The sequence below is a fragment of the Streptomyces sp. WM6386 genome (assembly GCF_000972385.1).
Taxonomy (GTDB): domain Bacteria; phylum Actinomycetota; class Actinomycetes; order Streptomycetales; family Streptomycetaceae; genus Streptomyces.
In genome coordinates this window covers 61,580-77,816 of record NZ_JXTE01000002.1, presented here as the reverse complement: position 1 = coordinate 77,816, position 16,237 = coordinate 61,580, and the positions used below count along the sequence as shown (strand labels likewise).

At 70.9% G+C, this 16,237-nt stretch carries 13 protein-coding genes; 6 read left to right on the top strand and 7 right to left on the bottom strand.

Annotated features, from left to right (window positions below; translation table 11 throughout):
- The first annotated feature begins 45 nt into the window (after positions 1–45).
- From cydD to TN53_RS01625, 3 genes are all read left to right on the top strand, one after another.
- Positions 46–3,555, top strand: coding sequence for a thiol reductant ABC exporter subunit CydD (cydD, locus tag TN53_RS01635; RefSeq protein WP_046256588.1), 3,510 nt, complete (start codon positions 46–48; stop codon positions 3,553–3,555).
- Between the two features lie 56 nt (positions 3,556–3,611).
- The gene (locus TN53_RS01630; protein WP_046256462.1) at positions 3,612–5,294 is read left to right on the top strand and encodes a GAF domain-containing sensor histidine kinase; all 1,683 of its coding nucleotides are present in this window, start codon (positions 3,612–3,614) and stop codon (positions 5,292–5,294) included.
- Positions 5,295–5,450: 156 nt separating this feature from the next.
- Positions 5,451–6,506 (top strand): M23 family metallopeptidase, encoded by a 1,056-nt coding sequence (locus tag TN53_RS01625; RefSeq protein WP_046256461.1) that lies wholly within the window; start codon positions 5,451–5,453, stop codon positions 6,504–6,506.
- Here the strand turns inward: TN53_RS01625 and TN53_RS01620 are convergent.
- The 7 genes from TN53_RS01620 to TN53_RS01590 all read right to left on the bottom strand — a co-directional run bounded on the left by TN53_RS01620 (position 6,503) and on the right by TN53_RS01590 (position 13,211).
- The gene (locus TN53_RS01620) at positions 6,503–7,369 is read right to left on the bottom strand and encodes a Cof-type HAD-IIB family hydrolase (RefSeq protein ID WP_046256460.1); all 867 of its coding nucleotides are present in this window, start codon (positions 7,367–7,369) and stop codon (positions 6,503–6,505) included. The two genes, TN53_RS01625 and TN53_RS01620, sit on opposite strands and share 4 nt — an antisense overlap.
- 79 nt (positions 7,370–7,448) lie before the next feature.
- Positions 7,449–8,366 carry an LLM class flavin-dependent oxidoreductase gene (locus TN53_RS01615; protein ID WP_046256459.1) on the bottom strand — a complete coding sequence of 306 codons (918 nt, stop codon included), beginning with the start codon at positions 8,364–8,366 and terminating at the stop codon, positions 7,449–7,451.
- Positions 8,367–8,428: 62 nt separating this feature from the next.
- Positions 8,429–8,896 carry a hypothetical protein gene (locus TN53_RS01610; RefSeq protein ID WP_420719075.1) on the bottom strand — a complete coding sequence of 156 codons (468 nt, stop codon included), beginning with the start codon at positions 8,894–8,896 and terminating at the stop codon, positions 8,429–8,431.
- A gap of 12 nt (positions 8,897–8,908) precedes the next feature.
- A complete protein-coding gene (locus TN53_RS01605; protein ID WP_095046235.1) occupies positions 8,909–9,457 on the bottom strand; it encodes an RNA 2'-phosphotransferase in 549 nt (182 codons plus the stop codon).
- 122 nt (positions 9,458–9,579) lie between these two features.
- Positions 9,580–10,518, bottom strand: coding sequence for a MerR family transcriptional regulator (locus TN53_RS01600; protein WP_046256456.1), 939 nt, complete (start codon positions 10,516–10,518; stop codon positions 9,580–9,582).
- A gap of 87 nt (positions 10,519–10,605) precedes the next feature.
- On the bottom strand, positions 10,606–12,363 hold the full coding sequence (locus tag TN53_RS01595) for an SDR family oxidoreductase (protein ID WP_046256455.1): 1,758 nt from the start codon (positions 12,361–12,363) through the stop codon (positions 10,606–10,608).
- A 5-nt stretch (positions 12,364–12,368) separates the two neighbouring features.
- Positions 12,369–13,211, bottom strand: coding sequence for a M24 family metallopeptidase (locus TN53_RS01590; protein WP_046256454.1), 843 nt, complete (start codon positions 13,209–13,211; stop codon positions 12,369–12,371).
- A 240-nt stretch (positions 13,212–13,451) separates the two neighbouring features.
- Between TN53_RS01590 and TN53_RS01585 the strand changes: the two genes are divergently transcribed.
- Genes TN53_RS01585 through TN53_RS01575 form a run of 3 tightly spaced genes read left to right on the top strand, consistent with a single transcriptional unit; the run spans position 13,452 to position 16,232 of the window.
- Positions 13,452–14,426, top strand: coding sequence for an ABC transporter ATP-binding protein (locus TN53_RS01585; RefSeq protein ID WP_046256587.1), 975 nt, complete (start codon positions 13,452–13,454; stop codon positions 14,424–14,426).
- Positions 14,416–15,324 (top strand): membrane protein, encoded by a 909-nt coding sequence (locus tag TN53_RS01580; protein WP_046256453.1) that lies wholly within the window; start codon positions 14,416–14,418, stop codon positions 15,322–15,324. The genes TN53_RS01585 and TN53_RS01580 overlap by 11 nt, the downstream gene beginning before the upstream one ends.
- Complete coding sequence (locus TN53_RS01575) at positions 15,321–16,232, top strand: ABC transporter ATP-binding protein (RefSeq protein WP_046256452.1); 912 nt, start codon at positions 15,321–15,323, stop codon at positions 16,230–16,232. Before TN53_RS01580 ends, TN53_RS01575 begins: the two co-directional genes overlap by 4 nt.
- Positions 16,233–16,237 lie beyond the last annotated feature (5 nt).

The following is a 16,237-nucleotide window of genomic DNA, read 5'->3' as shown; positions in this document are numbered from 1 at the left end:
GAAACATGCCCCACCGTTCCCCGCTGAGAAGAGGGTGTGTTTCACGTGAAACCGATCGATCCGCGTCTTCTGCGATACGCCCGCGCCACCCGCCTCTTCATGGTGGCGGTCGTGGGCCTGGGTGCCGTCGGGGCGGCGCTGGTCATCGCCCAGGCGATGCTCATCGCCGAGGTGGTGGTCGGCGCCTTCCAGCACGGTCTGTCGGTGGGTGAACTCCGCACTCCCCTGCTGTTGTTGGTGGCGGTCGCCGGTGGACGGGCGCTGGTCTCCTGGCTCACCGAACTCGCCGCGCACCGGGCGAGTGCGGCGGTCAAGTCCGAGCTGCGAGGGCGACTGCTGGAAAGGGCCGCGGCGCTCGGGCCGGGATGGCTGAGCGGGCAGCGGACAGGGTCGCTGGTCGCGCTCGCCACACGAGGAGTCGATGCCCTCGACGACTACTTCTCGCGCTATCTGCCGCAGTTGGGCCTTGCGGTGGTCGTGCCAGTGGCGGTGCTGGCGCGGGTCGTCACCGAGGACTGGGTCTCGGCAGCCATCATCGTCGGCACCCTCCCCCTCATCCCGATCTTCATGGTGCTGATCGGCTGGGCCACACAGTCCCGGATGGACCATCAGTGGCAGCTGCTGTCCCGGCTGTCCGGGCACTTCCTGGATGTCGTCGCCGGGCTGCCGACCCTGAAGGTGTTCGGACGGGCCAAGGCTCAGGCCGACTCGATCCGGCGTATCACCGGCGAGTACCGGCGGGCGACCATGCGGACGCTGCGGATCGCATTCATCTCCTCCTTCGCTCTGGAACTGCTCTCGACACTGTCGGTGGCGCTGGTCGCCGTGACGATCGGCATGCGGCTCGTGCACGGCGAGATGGACCTGTACATCGGCCTGGTCATCCTGGTGCTGGCGCCCGAGGCGTACGTGCCGCTGCGGCAGGTGGGGGCGCAGTACCACGCGGCGGCGGAGGGGCTGGCCGCGGCCGAGGAGATCTTCGAGGTGCTGGAGACGCCGGTGCCGGCGTCGGGCACCCGTGCCGTGTCGGCCGGTGCGCTGTCCTTCGACAAGGTCACCGCCCGCTATCCCGGCCGGTCCGGAGACGTCGTCTCCGAGGTGTCCTTCACCGTCGAGCCCGGGGAGACCGTCGCGCTCGTCGGTCCGAGCGGCGCGGGCAAGTCGACGCTGCTGAACGTGCTGTTGGGGTTCGTGGCGCCCGCAGAAGGCCGGGCGTTGGTCGGGGGAGTCGATCTCACCGAGGCCGATCTGGAGGATTGGCGGTCGCAGATCGCGTGGGTGCCGCAGCGTCCCCACCTCTTCGCCGGGACGATCGCCGAGAACGTACGGCTGGCACGCCCCGACGCGTACGACACGGCCGTGCGGCAGGCGCTCGCCGACGCGGGCGCGCTGGAGTTCGTCGACGTGCTGCCGCACGGCGCCGACACCGTGCTCGGGGAGGACGGGGCAGGGCTGTCCGCCGGTCAACGGCAACGGCTCGCATTGGCGCGGGCGTTCCTCGCGGACCGGCCTGTGCTGCTGCTCGACGAGCCGACGGCGGCGCTCGACGGGGCCACCGAGGCGGAGGTCGTGGCGGCGGTACGGCGGCTGGCGGTGGGACGGACGGTGCTGCTCGTCGTCCATCGGCCGGCACTTCTGGGCGTGGCGGATCGTGTGGTGCGGCTGGATGAGGCTGCCGCTCCCAGTCGTACTGAGGCCGTGGCGAAGGCGCCCGCGGCTCGTGCGAGCGAAGAGCGGCCCGCCGACACCGATGGGGCGTCCGCCGACGAGGCGGCGCCCGGCGATCCGGAAGCGGCCGCGCTCACCCGTGGCGTCCTCGCCCGGGTCCGTGCCATGGCCGCCCCCCGGCGCGGGAGCCTCGCGCTCGCCCTGCTGCTCGGGAGCCTCGCTCTTGGCAGTGCCGTCGGGCTCATGGCCACCTCCGGCTGGCTCATCTCGCGGGCCTCGCAGCAGCCGCCGGTGCTGTATCTGATGGTGGCCGTGACCGCGACGCGGGCCTTCGGGATCGGGCGGGCCGTCTTCCGGTACGCGGAGCGGCTCGTGTCGCACGACGCCGTGCTGCGGATGCTCGCCGACACCCGGGTCGCCGTGTACCGGCGCCTTGAGCGGCTGGCGCCCGCCGGACTGCGCCGGACCCGCCGCGGTGATCTGCTGTCGCGCCTCGTCGCCGATGTCGACGCCCTGCAGGACTACTGGCTGCGCTGGCTGTTGCCCGCCGGTGCGGCTCTCATGGTGTCCGCCGTGTCCGTGGGCTTCACCGCCTGGCTGCTGCCCGAGGCCGGTGCCGTGCTCGCCGTCGGGCTGCTGGCGGCCGGTGTCGGGGTGCCGTCGGTCACCGGTGCGGTGGCCCGTCGGGCGGAGCGGCGGCTGGCCCCGGCACGCGGAGTGCTGGCGACGCGCGTGACCGACCTGCTCACCGGGACCGCCGAACTGGCCGTCGCCGGCGCCCTGCCCGCGCGTACCGCCGAAGCACGGCAGGCCGACGGGGTGCTCGCCCGGATCGCCTCGCGCGCCGCCACCGCCACCGCGTTGGGCGACGGGCTCACCGCGCTGGTCTCCGGCCTGACCGTCGCGGCCACCGCCCTCGTGGGCGCCCAGGGAGTCGCCGGCGGACGGCTGAGCGGCGTCACCATGGCCGTCGTCGTACTCACCCCGCTGGCAGCCTTCGAGGCTGTCCTCGGGCTGCCGCTCGCCGTGCAGTACCGCCAGCGGGTCCGCAAGAGCGCGGAGCGCGTGTACGAGGTGCTGGACGCCCCGGAGCCGGTACGGGAGCCGGAGCAGCCGCGGGAGGCACCCGCGTCGCCGTTCCCGGTTGTCGTGCGGGGTCTGTCGGCCCGTTACGCCGGGCAGGAGCGGGACGCCCTCGCCGGGCTGGACCTGATCCTCACGAAAGGCCGCCGGATCGCCGTCGTAGGGCCGTCCGGGTCCGGCAAGACGACGCTCGCGCAGGTGCTGCTGCGGTTCCTGGACGCGGAGGCCGGCTCGTACACGCTGGGCGGCGTGGACGCGTATGCGCTGGACGGCGACGACGTACGGCGGTTCGTGGGGCTGTGTGCCCAGGACGCGCACCTCTTCGACAGTTCACTGCGCGAGAACCTGCTGCTCGCCAAGAAGGACGCCACCGAGGACGATCTGCGCGACGCCCTGGGGCGGGCCCGGCTGCTGGAGTGGGCCGACGAGCTGCCCGACGGGCTGGACACGCTGGTCGGCGAGCACGGGGCGAGGCTGTCCGGGGGGCAGCGGCAGCGGCTGGCACTGGCCCGTGCGCTGCTGGCCGACTTCCCCGTCCTCGTGCTGGACGAGCCCGCCGAACATCTCGACCTGCCCACCGCCGACGCGCTCACCGCCGACCTCCTGGCCGCCACCGAGGGGCGTACGACGCTGCTCATCACCCATCGGCTGGCCGGGCTGGAAGGGGTGGACGAGGTGATCGTGCTGGACGAGGGACGTGTGGTGCAGCGGGGTTCGTACGCGGAGCTGGCCGCCGTGGCGGGGCCGCTGCGGGGGATGGTGGAGCGGGAGGCGGAGTCGGAGGTGCTGGCGCTCACCGCCTGAGCCGCCGCCCAGAATCTCGACTTTCTGTATCAAAGGGTACTAATTACGCTCGGTTCATGTCCGACGCCCCGTCCCCCGGTCCCCTGCCCCCGACTCTCTCGACCGAGCTGGCCGCGCGGGTGCCGCAGTTGCTGGAGGCGATGCGGTCCGTCGGCAGCGGCCTTGAACTGCACTCCACGCTGGATCGGATCTGCGAGACCGCGGCCGCGCTGACGGAGGCCCGGTACGCGGCCATCGGCGTCGTCGACGAGGACGGCCGGGGGCTGGCCGACTTCGTCTTCCACGGCGTGGACGAGGTGACCGCCCGGCGTATCGGGCGGCTGCCGGACGGGCAGCGGGGGCTGCTCGGCGCGATCGTCCGCGCCCCGGAGCCGGTCCGGCTCGCGGACCTCGCCCGAGATCCGCGCTCCTGCGGCTTCCCCGAGCACCACCCCTCGATGCGCAGCTTCCTCGGCCTCCCGATCCGGGTCCAGGGCGAGATCTTCGGGAATCTGTATCTGACGGAGAAGCGAGGCGACGAGCCGTTCAACGACTACGACCTCGACATGGTCCGGGTGCTCGCCACGGAGGCCGGCATCGCCATCGGCAACGCCCGGTTGTACGAGGCGGCCAAGCAGCGAGAGCGGTGGATCGACGGGTCGGTCGCCGTCACCACCGCCCTGCTGTCGGGCGGGGACGTCGACGACGCCATGCAGGTCGTCGCGGAGCAGACCCGACGGCTGTCGGGGGCGACAGCGGGGATCGTGCTGCTGCCCGCCAACGAGGGCGGCCTGGAGGTCGCCGCGGTGGCCGCGGACCAGCCGTCGAACATCCTGGGCACGGTCGTCCCGCCGGAGAGCAGGGTCGTAGCCGAACTCCTCGACGGACAGGCCGTGTTCATGGACGACGCGGCCGCCGACCCGCGCCTGATCACCACGCTCGCGCGCGGCTACGGGCCGACCATGATGCTGCCCCTGCTCAGCGACGGCCGTGTCCTGGGCGCTCTCGTCACACCACGCGCGCGGGGGGAGCGGCCGTTCACGGAGACGGAACGCACCCTCGCGATCCAGTTCGCCTCGCAGGCCGCCCTCGCGCTGATGATGGCCGACGCGCAGCGCGACCGGGAACGGCTCGCGGTCTACGAGGACCGCGACCGTATCGCCCGTGACCTGCACGACCTCGTCATCCAGCGGCTGTTCGCCACCGGCATGATGCTGGAGAGCGCGCAGCGCGGGTCGGTCGTGCCCGATGTGCGAGAGGGCGTCGGCAAGGCCGTCGACGCACTCGACGTCACCATCCAGGAGATCCGCACCGCGATCTTCGCGCTGCAACAGGGGCCCGCCGAGATGCCCGCGGGGCTGCGCACACGCGTGCTGCGGGAGATCAACACCGCCGCCGTGCCGCTCGGCTTCAAGCCCTCCCACCGCTTCGTCGGCCCGGTCGACGCCCTCGTCGGCGACCTGATCGGCAAGAACCTCATCGCGGCCCTGCGCGAGGTCCTGTCCAACGCCTTCCGGCACGCCGGGGCCGCTCATATCGACGTCGTCGTCGACGCGACCGCGACTCTGCCGGGCGGACGGAAGGGCGTACGCCTGACCGTCGCGGACGACGGTGTCGGCGTCCCCGAGGGCGGCCGGCGCAGCGGCCTGAAGAACCTCAAGAGGCGCGCCGAGTCGTTGGGCGGCGACAGCCGGCACGGGCCGGGCATCGGGAAGGACGGCGGCGGCACGACGGTGGTGTGGGAGGTACCGCTCGAGTGAAGAGTGGCCCCCTGAGCCACCTCCCCCGTGACGGACCGTCAACCACGATTCCACGGATGCCTGTTCGGTCGTACGACTGCGCCGAACGGGGTGGTGATTCCCCCGGCTGTACGACCTGACATGCCACTGTCCCGCGCTCGGGCCACGATCGCTGACATGCGACTGCCCTGGCGCCATCCCCTGCTCGTCCCGACCGTCCTGTGCGCGCTCGCCGTGCTCGCGGCCCGCCCCACCGACGCGGCGGAGAAGAGGCGCGACGGCGCTGACCCCGGGATCAGTGCCCAGGTGGCTCGGCTGTACGAAGACGCGGCCGTGGCGACACAGCAGTACGAGAAGGGGCGGCAGGAGGCGGAGGCGCAGCGCGCCCAGGCGCAGCGGTTCGAGGCGCTGCTGGGCCGGGAGCGGCGGGAGATCGCCGTCATGCACGAGGACCTGGGCCGGATCGCCCGCAGCCAGTACCGCGACGGCGGTGGCCTTCCGCTCACCGCGCAGATCATCCTCGCCGGCAGTCCGGAGGAGCTGATGCGTGGTCAGCAGGTCTTCTCCCAGACGAATCTGGCCGTGAACAACTCCATCGACAAGAGCCGGCGTGCCGAGGCGCGGCTCGTGAAGGACGAGGCCAAGGCCGCGGCGGCGTGGCAGTCGCTGGAGAAGCGGAAGGGGGAACTCGCCGGTCTGAAGACGGACATCGAGCAGAAGCTCGAAGAAGCGCGCCGCCAGTTGCAGGGCCAGGCGGACGCGTCGGTCGCCGCGGGTGCCTGCCGGGGTGCCGTCCGGCTGGACCAGCCTCCGACGCAGGTCGTGGGCGGCTGGGTAGGGCCGGTGGAGACGTACGGACTGTCCGCGGGCTTCGGCAGCGGCGGCTCGCGGTGGGCGAACCGGCACACCGGGCAGGATTTCGCGGTGCCGATCGGCACGCCGGTGCGGTCGGTCGGTGCGGGCCGGGTGGTGAAGGTGTCGTGCGGGGGCTCGTTCGGCATCGAGATCGTGATCGAGCAGGCGGGCGGCTACTACACGCAGTACGCCCATCTCGCCGCCGTCACCGTCGACCAGGGGGAGCAGGTGGTGCCGGGGCAGTGGATCGGCCAGTCGGGCACCAGCGGCAACTCCACCGGACCCCACCTGCACTTCGAGGTCCGGGTCACACCGGAGCTGGGCTCGGCGGTGGACCCGGTGCCGTGGCTGGCGGCACGCGGCGTCCCCCTCGGTTAGCGCCGTGCCAGCAACTGTTCGATCACGACCGCCACCCCGTCCTCGTTGTTGGCCACCGTCCGCCCCGAGGCCGCGGCGATCACGTCGGGGTGGGCGTTGCCCATCGCGTACGACTGTCCTGCCCAGGTCAGCATCTCCACGTCGTTCGGCATGTCCCCGAACGCGACGACCTCCTCGTGGGAGATACCGCGTTCGGCGCAGCACAGGGCGAGCGTGCTGGCCTTGGAGACGCCGGGGCCGCTGATCTCCAGCAGGGCGCTGGGGCTGGAGCGGGTGACGTTGGCGCGCTCGCCGATCGCGAGACGGGCGAGGGTGAGGAAGGCGTCCGGGTCGATCGTGGGGTGGAAGGCGAGGATCTTGAGGACCGGCTCGTCGGCCCCGGGACCGTCCGGCGCGAGCAGCTTCTCGGCCGTCTGGAGTTCGTCGGGGATCTCCATGTGCAGCTTCGGATAGTCCGGCTCCTGATGGAAGCCGTACGTCTGTTCCACCGCGTACACCGTGCCCGGTGCCGCGTCCCGCAGCAGCCGTACGGCGTCCAGCGCGTTGTCCCGCGCCAGCTCCCGCACCTTCACGAAGCGGTGGGCGCCGGGGCCGCCGTGCAGGTCGACCACCGCGGCGCCGTTGCCGCAGATCGCCAGGCCGTGCCCGTGGACGTGGTCGCTGACGACGTCCATCCAGCGGGCGGGGCGGCCGGTGACGAAGAAGACCTCGATGCCCGCCTCCTCGGCGGCGGCGAGGGCCGCGACCGTGCGCGGGGAGACGGACTTGTCGTCGCGCAGCAGGGTGCCGTCGAGGTCGGTGGCTATCAGGCGCGGCGGGACGGTGGAGGCCGGGGTCTCGGGCTGTCGAGTCGCTGAGGTCACCCGCTCATTCTCCTGCATATGCCCGCACGGTCGTGCGAGAGCCCGCACATGTGAGTAGTTACCGCCCCCACCGGCACGATCACGCTCCGTCGCCTCGGCCCAGCTGTGCCGGTGCCTCCATGGCGATCTGCTCGAAGACCTTCTCGTCCGCGGCGAAGTCCGAGTCGGCGATCGGCCAGTGGACGACGATCTCCGTGAAGCCCAACTCCCGGTGTCGTCCGGCGAAGTCGACGAACGCGTCGAGCGACTCCAGCGGCCGGGCGCGGTCCGGGGTGAATCCGGTGAGCAGGATCTTGTCGAGTCCGGTCACGTCACGGCCGATCTCCGCACATGCGTCGGCGAGCTTCTCGACCTGTCCGCGAATGGCTTGAATCGACTGTTCAGGAGTGCCGTTCTCGTACAGCTTCGGGTCGCCGGTGGTTACCCACGCCTGCCCGTGGCGGGCGGTAAGCCGCAGCCCACGCGGACCGGTGGCCGCCACCGCGAAGGGCAGCCGGGGCCGCTGCACACAGCCCGGGATGTTCCGTGCCTCGTGCGCCGAGTAGAAGTCGCCCTCGTACGACACCGAGTCCTCGGTCAGCAGCCGGTCCAGCAGCGGGACGAACTCCGCGAGCCGGTCGGCACGCTCCCGCGGCGTCCACGGCTCCTGGCCGAGGGCCGTGGCGTCGAAGCCGGTGCCACCCGCGCCGATGCCAAGGGTGACCCGACCGCCGGAGACGTCGTCGAGGGAGATCAGTTCCTTGGCGAGAGTGACCGGGTGCCGGAAGTTCGGCGAGGTCACCAGGGTGCCCAGCCGCAGATGGTCGGTGACGGCCGCCGCGGCGGTCAGCGTCGGCACGGCACCGAACCACGGGCCGTCCCGGAAACTGCGCCAGGACAGGTGGTCGTAGGTGTACGCGGTGTGGAAGCCGAGCTGCTCCGCGCGCTGCCATGCCTCACGACTCCCCTCGTGCCAGCGGCGGTACGGGAGGATCACGGTGCTCAGAAGCAGACTCATGATTCGAGCGTATGCGGACCCGCCCGTTTCACGTGAAACAGTGACTGACAGTCATCGCCCCGTCATCCCCCTCGGCCGCTGAGCCATGGGCTGAGCCCGACCAGGATGAACTCCTTGTGCACGCGGTCGCCCGGCAGCGGGACCATCAGATAGTTGCCCGGCGGGAAGCGGCGCACCTTGACCCAGGCGTGGCCGTCGTAGAGGGCGCGGAGGAAGGCGGGCACGTCGTCGCGGGCGATGTCGGGGCATTCGACGCCGTCGACGGTGATCAGGGCGTCGTCGTCCGGGAACAGCCGTACATCCACCCGGGGCCGGCCACCGAGCTCGACATACGCCTCGTGAGGCAGGGAGCCGTTCGGGTCGGTGGTGACGCCGACGCCCGCGGCGCTGCGGCGCGAGGTCTGGTCGGCGCCGATGTCGTGGGTCACCTCGATCTCGAGCGCGTACTCGTCGGCGAGGGCGCGCAGGGCGGCGACGGCGGCCTCGGTGGTGGGGAGATGGGTTCCGCGGTGGTCCATACCACTGATCATGCCGGAGGCCGGTCAGTGGGGCGCGGGAAACCTCAGGTACTCCGGCGGCACCGCCTTCGTCAGCCACACCCCGTTCGAGCTGACGTGGAAGACGTGGCCGTCGCGATGCATCGCGCCCGTGTCCACGGAGAGCACGACGGGTCGGCCGCGGCGGGCGCCGACCCGGGTCGCCGTCTCGCGGTCGGGTGAGAGATGCACGTCGTGCCGGTTCATGGGCCGCAGGCCCTCGGCACGGATCGCGTCCAGGTAGCGGTCCACAGTGCCGTGGTAGAGGTACGGCGGTGGGGTCGCCGGGGCCAGTCCGAGGTCCACCTCGATGCTGTGGCCCTGGCTGGCGCGGATCCGGGCGCCTTCGATCGCGAAGCGCTTCTTGTCGTTGGCGGCGACCACATGGGCCAGTTCCTCGCGGGTGAACCGGAAGCCGTGCGCGGCGGCAGCGGTGATCAGTACGTCGATCTCGACCCAGCCGGCCTCGTCGAGGACGAGGCCGATGCGCTCGGGTTGATGGCGCAGGTGTTTCGAGAGGTACTTCGACACCTTCACGGTGCGTCTTTCGTCCATCCGCTCAGCATGACGGGAGAGACGCGCATCACGCATTTTGTTTTGGTGCGGAGGTTTGGTCCACAACCAAGTGTAGTTATCCACAGGCTACTTGGCGTTTCTGTGGACAACTCACCGTCATGTCAGACCTGTTCGTCAAGATTGGCTGGGGGCAGTCGTTTTGACGTGAGCGCGTCCAACCTCCTTGCGCGCACCTCCCGTTCAGCCGCCAGCGCGATGAACTCCGCCACATCCTCCGCGCCAACCAGCCCCTCCACCGCCCGTATTGTCTCCTCGGGAAGAGACACGGAGCGTGACGAGGACCGCTGCGGTGTTCCCACGCCCGTGCCCAGGTGCTGTCGCAGATGCCGTACCGCCAACAGGCGCATCGCACGGGCGAGTTCCGCGTCCACCGTCTGCTGGGCGAGCGGCCGCAGCCGACGTACGAGAGAGGCCGCTTCGGCCGCGTCGGCGTCGGTCGGACGGTGGGGCCCGTCGAGATAGCGCGCGAAGACGTGCTCGGTGGTGAACTCCAGGAAACGGGCGGCGATGTGCTCGACCTGACCCCTCAACTCCCGTAGATGACCGGAGATGGCCGACAGCGGCACTCCGGCCGCTTGCAACTCGACGGCCACGGCCAGCTCTTGGGGGCTCGGCACGAGGAAGCAGTCCTCGTCCCCGGGCACCGGCTCCAGCACACCGAGCTCCACGGCGTCGGCGATGGCCGCGTCGTCGGGAGTGCCGCCGAACCGCTCCTCCAGCTCGGCGCGCGAGATCCGGTCAGCCGCCTCGTCGCTCCACGGTCCGTCGACCTCGGCGACCAGTCCGAGCACTCCGCCGAGGCCGCGGCCGGCGTCCCAGGCCTCCAGGAGCTCCTTGATGGAGGCCAGGGTGTAGCCGCGGTCGAGGAGGTCGGCGATCTGGCGCAGGCGGACGAGGTGGGCGTCGGAGTAGAGGTTGGCGCGGCCGCGGCGCTCGGGGCGGGGGAGCAGGCCGCGGTCCTGGTAGGCACGGATGGTGCGGACGGTGGCGCCGCTGAGCTGCGCGAGGTCCTCGATCCGAAGCGCCGGTACGTCACTCACACGATCACCCTCTGGACGCCGTTCATGCCGCCCGGCGGAACAGAGGTCCGAAGGACGACGCCACGCCGGAGACCCGGCTCAGGGGCCTCACAGCGGTGGCTCCAGCCGTGCGATCGCCCGCAGCGCGCGCGGTGCGACCCGGGACAGCAGACGCGCGCCGCGGGCCTCGGGTGTCACCGGCACCACCGCCTCGTTGCGCACGACCGCCCGCAGGATGGCGTCGGCGACCTTCTCCGGTGGGTAGTTCCGCAGCCCGTACAGTCGCGCGGACCGCTTCTGGCGCCGCTTCTCCTCGTCGGCGTCCACACCGGCGAAGCGCGCGGTCGAGGTGATGTTGGTGTTGACGAAGCCGGGGCAGATCGCGCTCACCCCGATCCCCTGACCGGCCAGCTCCGCGCGCAGGCACTCGCTGAGCATCAGCACCGCCGCCTTGGAGGTGCTGTAAGCGGGCAGCGCCTTGGAGGGCTGATAGGCCGCCGCCGACGCGGTGTTGACGATGTGGCCGCCCTGTCCGCGCTCGGCCATCTGTCTGCCGAACAGCCGGCAACCGTGGATGACGCCCCACAGGTTGACGTCGAGGACCTTCTTCCAGTCCTCGGGGCTGGTGTCGAAGAAGGAGCCGCCCAGACCGATTCCGGCGTTGTTCACCAGGACGTCCACCACGCCGTACTCGGCGGCGACCTTCGCGGCGAGCTTCTCCATGGCCTGTTCGTCGGAGACGTCGACGGTCTCCGCCCAGGCCTCGGGGGAACCGATCAGGCGGGACATCTCGGCGGTACGGGTCGCGCTCTCGGCGTCCCGGTCCACGGCGATCACGCGTGCGCCGGATTCCGCGAACGCGTAGGCGGTCGCCCGCCCGATGCCGCTGCCCGCACCCGTGACCAGCACGAGCTGCCCGCCGAAGCGGTCGGCGTACTTGCCGCTGACCGTCACCGCTTCGGGGCGCCCGCCCTCCACGGAGGTCACGAACTCCGAGATCCAGGAGGCCAGTTGGTCGGGCCGTGAGCGCGGTACCCAGTGCCGTGCCCGGAGGGTGCGCCGGGTCAGCTGCGGGACCCACTGCTCCAACCCGTCGTTGAGCCGCTCCGACAGGAACGCGTCACCGAGCGGCGTGATGAGCTGCACGGGCGCGTGGGCGTACGCGTCCGGGCGTGGCCTGCGCAGGCGGGGACGGACGTTGTCCCGGTACAGCCACGCCCCGTGCGCGGCGTCTGACGGCAGCGACGAGGTCGGGTAGCCGTCGCCGGGGACCCGCTCGACCCGCTCCAGCAGGCGCGGCCAGGCTTTGGCGAGCGGGCCGCGCCAGGCGAGTTCGGGCAGCACGGGCGTGTGCAGCGCGTACACGTACCAGGATTTGGCGCCCTGGCTGAGGAGCTGGCCGACGCGGCGCGGAGTGGGGCGCTTGATCCGGCCGTTGATCCAGTGCCCGAAATGGTCCAGGGACGGTCCGGACATCGAGGTGAAGGAGGCGATCCGGCCCTCGGTGCGCCGGACCGTGGTGAACTCCCAGCCCTGTACCGAGCCCCAGTCGTGCCCCACCAGATGCACCGGCCGGTCCGGGCTGACCGCGTCCACGACGGCCAGGAAGTCGTCCGTCAGCTTCTCCAGGGTGAACCCGCCGCGCAGCGGCTGCGGCGCCGACGAGCGGCCGTGGCCCCGGACGTCGTAGAGCACGACGTGGAAGCGGTCCGACAGCCGCGACGCGACCTGCGACCACACCTCCTTGCTGTCCGGATAGCCGTGTACCAGGACGACCGTCGGCCACGACGGGTCCCCCAGTTCGGCGACACACAGCTCGACGCCGCCGGTCCGCACCCGGCGTTCGCGCGCACCCTCAAGAGTCACTCCGCTCACTCCCCCTCCGCCCAGCGCCGCACGTGCGGCAGATCGTCGTCCAGCCAGAACGCGCTCTGTTCGGGGTCCTTGGAGTCGGTGACGACGAGGATCTCCTCGAACTTCGCGCCCGTCCCCCGGAAACCGAGGTGGGGTTCGACCGCCCACAGGCCCGGCTGCGGCGGATGGTCGGAGAAGCGGTACGGCGACCACAGCGGCGACCAGCCCTCGCGATGTCCGTGCAGCGCGTCGGCCGCCAGGCCCTTGAGGGACTCGGTGCCGAAGCCGAAGACCTTCGGAGACCAGCGGCGCTCCCGCACCCGGTCCACCTTGTGCGCGATCACCCCGAAGGGATACGCGCGGTGCCGGTTGGCGTAGCCCTGGCGGACCATGAGGCGGTCCACGTCCTGGTAGATCTCGCGCAGCGACCGCCGCTCACGCACCTCGCCGAGGATCAGCTCGCGGTGCGCCCGGAGGTCGTCCATCAGCTTGTCCTGCACCGGGTTGACGCCCAGCGAGCCCGAGTAGCCGATGTCCGCCGTGAAGCCCTCGTGGACCGGGGCCATGTCCAGGATGAACGGCATGCCCGGCTCCAGCCTGCGGTTCGTGGGGAAGAACTGCAGCGGAACGCGGAAGTTCACGAACGCCGTGCGGTCCCCGAACCAGGCGAAGGGCAGATGGAACCAGTCCCGCACCCCGCGTTCGCGCAGCCACTCGCGCTGCATCCGTGCCGCTTCACGCTCGGTCACCCCCGGCTCGAGGCGGGCCGCGACGGCCTCGGCGCACTCGTACGCCAGCCGCTGGACGTTTCTGAATCCCCGCAGTTCAGCGGCACGTTCGTCTCTCACTGCCGTCGTCATGCCACTCCGCCCCACGCAGGTCCACGTCGACTGCGCTACGTGTCCGTAACTTGACATCACCGAATGTGACAGTTGTTAGAGGCAGCGTCAATAGGCGGGTGGCGGCCTGTGGAAAACGCCCCCGCGTAGCTCTCAGGCATGGCATCCCCTACGGGCCCGTACGTCTGGAGTCTGACCCGAAGACAGCTCTGCGGTGTGACGACCGGCGTGGTCCGCGTCACTACCGTCTATGGCGTGACTGTGATCGCGACCGAAAGCCTGAGCAAGCGGTTCCCCCGGGTGACCGCGCTTGACCGGCTCTCCGTCGACGTCGGGCCCGGTGTGACCGGACTCGTCGGAGCAAACGGAGCCGGCAAGTCCACACTGATCAAGATCCTGCTGGGTCTGTCCCCCGCCACGGAGGGCCGTGCCGAAGTGCTCGGGCTCGACGTCGCCACCAAAGGCGGCGCCATCCGTGAGCGCGTGGGGTACATGCCGGAGCACGACTGTCTGCCGCCCGACGTCTCGGCGACCGAGTTCGTCGTCCATATGGCGCGCATGTCCGGCCTGCCGCCCGCCGCCGCGCGCGAACGCACCGCGGACACGCTGCGCCACGTCGGGCTGTACGAGGAGCGGTACCGCCCCATCGGCGGCTACTCCACCGGCATGAAGCAGCGCGTGAAGCTGGCCCAGGCCCTGGTCCACGACCCGCAGCTGGTCTTCCTGGACGAGCCGACCAACGGCCTCGACCCGGTCGGCCGCGACGACATGCTGGGCCTGATCCGGCGTATCTACACCGACTTCGGCATCTCGGTCCTGGTCACCTCGCACCTGCTGGGCGAACTGGAACGCACCTGCGACCACGTCGTCGTCGTGGACGGCGGCAAGCTGCTGCGCTCCAGCTCCACCACCGACTTCACCCAGACCACGACCACCCTGGCGATCGAGGTCACCGACACCGACGCGCACCCCGACGGAACCCGCGCGGTACGAGAAGCGCTCCACGCGCGCGGGGTGGAAGTCCTCGACGCGAACAGCGCCCTGCCGGGCGCCGGCCACATCCTGCTGCTGACCGCACAGGGCGAGGAGACGTACGACGTCGTCCGGGACGCGGTCGCCGACCTCGGCCTCGGCCTGGTCCGCATGGAGCAGCGCCGGCATCACATCTCCGAGGTCTTCACGGACGACCAGGACACCAGCGAGCAGCGGAAGGAGGCCGTCGGCCATGGCAGTTGAGCACCCGGTCACCGCCCCCGCGGGCGATCAGACCCGCATCCACAACATCGGCTACCGCGCCTACGACGGCCCCCGCCTCGGCCGCTCCTACGCCACCCGTTCCCTCTACTCGCAGTCCCTGCGCGGCTCCTACGGCCTCGGCCGGTCGGTGAAGTCCAAGGTGCTGCCGATGCTGCTGTTCGTGGTGATGTGCGTGCCCGCGGCCATCATGGTGGCCGTCGCGGTCGCCACCAAGGCCAACGACCTGCCTGTCGACTACACGCGCTACGCGATCGTCATGCAGGCCGTCATCAGCCTCTACATCGCCTCTCAGGCACCCCAGTCCGTCTCGCGCGACCTGCGCTTCAAGACCGTGCCGCTGTACTTCTCGCGGCCGATCGAGACCGCCGACTACGTCCGCGCGAAGTACGCGGCGCTGGCCTCGGCGATGTTCATCCTCACCGCCGCACCACTCCTCGTGCTCTACGTGGGCGCGCTGCTGGCCAAGCTGGACTTCGCCGACCAGACCAAGGGATTCGCGCAGGGACTCGTCTCGGTGGCACTGCTCTCGCTGCTGTTCGCCGGCATCGGCCTGGTCATCGCCTCGGTCACCCCGCGCCGCGGCTTCGGCATCGCGGCCGTGATCGCCGTCATGACCATCTCCTACGGAGCCGTCTCCACGCTCCAGGCCATCGCCGACGCCCAGGGCAGCACGGACGCCGTCCCGTGGATCGGGCTGTTCTCCCCGGTCACACTCATCGACGGACTGCAGACCGCGTTCCTCGGTGCGAGCTCGGCGTTCCCCGGCGCGGCAGGCCCTTCGAACGGCGAGGGTGCGGTCTACGTCCTGGCCGTCCTCGGCCTCATCGCCGCCTGCTACGGCCTTCTGCTGCGCCGCTACCGAAAGGTCGGACTGTGACCACGCTCAACATCGACCACGTCTCGCGCTGGTTCGGCAACGTGGTCGCCGTCAACGACATCACCATGACGATCGGCCCCGGCGTCACCGGCCTCCTCGGCCCCAACGGCGCCGGAAAGTCCACCCTGATCAACATGATGGGCGGCTTCCTCGCCCCCTCCACCGGCACCGTCACCCTCGACGGCCAGGAGGTGTGGCGCAACGAGAACATCTACCAGCACATCGGCATCGTCCCCGAGCGCGAGGCGATGTACGACTTCCTCACCGGCCGCGAATTCGTCGTCGCCAACGCCGAGTTGCACGGTCTGGGAGCCAAGGCCGCCCAGAAGGCGCTGGCCACGGTCGAGATGGAGTACGCGCAGGATCGCAAGATCCAGACGTACTCCAAGGGCATGCGCCAGCGCGTGAAGATGGCCAGTGCCCTGGTCCACGACCCGTCGCTGCTCCTCCTCGACGAACCCTTCAACGGCATGGACCCGCGTCAGCGCATGCAGCTCATGGACCTGCTGCGACGCATGGGCGACGAGGGCCGCACGGTGCTGTTCTCCTCCCACATCCTCGAAGAGGTCGAGCAACTCGCCTGGCACATCGAGGTCGTGGTGGCCGGACGCCACGCGGCCAGCGGCGACTTCCGCAAGATCCGCCGCCTGATGACCGACCGGCCGCACCGCTACCTGGTGCGCTCCAGCGACGACCGCGCCCTCGCGGCCGCGCTGATCGCCGACCCGTCGACGTCCGGCATCGAAGTCGACCTGGCCGAGGGCGCGTTGCGCATCCAGGCCGTCGACTTCGGCCGTTTCACCGCGCTGCTGCCCAAGGTCGCCCGCGACCACGGCATCCGGCTGCTCACGGTCTCGCCGTCCGACGAGTCCCTCGAGTCCGTGTTCTCGTATCTGGTCGCGGCGTAGGAGGC